Below are 813 nucleotides of genomic sequence, written 5' to 3' on the forward strand. Positions count from 1 at the left end.
TCCCGTAACTTCGGTTATACCTACCGTTGTAAGTAATTTTGACACACAGTAATGGACAATTTAAAGCCAACATTATTTTTCATTTTAGCAGCTTTACTTTTTTGGTTCATTGGACCAATAATTGTAAAGTTCCAATTAAAATTTCATAATAAACATAACCCGAAATTAGTTGAGAAAGCACCTGGAATTTTTAAAGGAATGAAAATCTTTTTCAGAGTCTTTTCCATCATTTGTGTAATATTCGCTTTCATCGTGTTATTTGGAATTAAAATTTAGAATTAATGAGTATTGACATATTTTTTAAAGCCTTTATATTAGATACTCTGAAAGAATTACCGACCGAAAAAAATGAATTGATAGAAAATATGAATTTGGACAAAGTATTTTCTACTGACTTTAATGACTGGAAAAAAACGGTAAAAAAAGTTCTAAATTTATCAGAAACTATTGAAATTGCAATTAAGGACTTATGGCTACGGAATTCTGAAATCTCAAAGAATGGCGAAACTGAATTGACAACTGACCAATTTGCTGAATTATTCATTGAGAACTATTACAAGGAAAATAGCAAAGTAGATGTTTGGGAAAGTGAATCCGACATAAATAACGCAATAAAAAGAATAGCTGAATCAAATCTTGCGGAATGAAAAAACTACTTACAACAATGTATAACCGCAATTACGGCGGATTCGACTACGTCCGAATCCACTCGGAATTGCTAACGTCAGTGCTTAACCGAAAATCATTAACTTTAATCCCGTAACTGACGGTTATACGAAACCGTTAGCTACAATTACTTACTCATATTTAAAA

1 protein-coding gene is annotated in these 813 nt (G+C 31.1%); it reads left to right on the forward strand.

Annotated elements, in window-relative coordinates; all coding sequences use genetic code 11:
• Positions 1-281 precede the first annotated feature (281 nt).
• Complete coding sequence (locus KLA_RS17305) at positions 282-647, forward strand: hypothetical protein (RefSeq protein WP_051456159.1); 366 nt, start codon at positions 282-284, stop codon at positions 645-647.
• The last annotated feature ends 166 nt before the right edge of the window (positions 648-813 follow it).

This window comes from Cellulophaga geojensis KL-A (genome assembly GCF_000568425.1).
In the GTDB taxonomy this organism is placed as follows: Bacteria; Bacteroidota; Bacteroidia; order Flavobacteriales; family Flavobacteriaceae; genus Cellulophaga; species Cellulophaga lytica.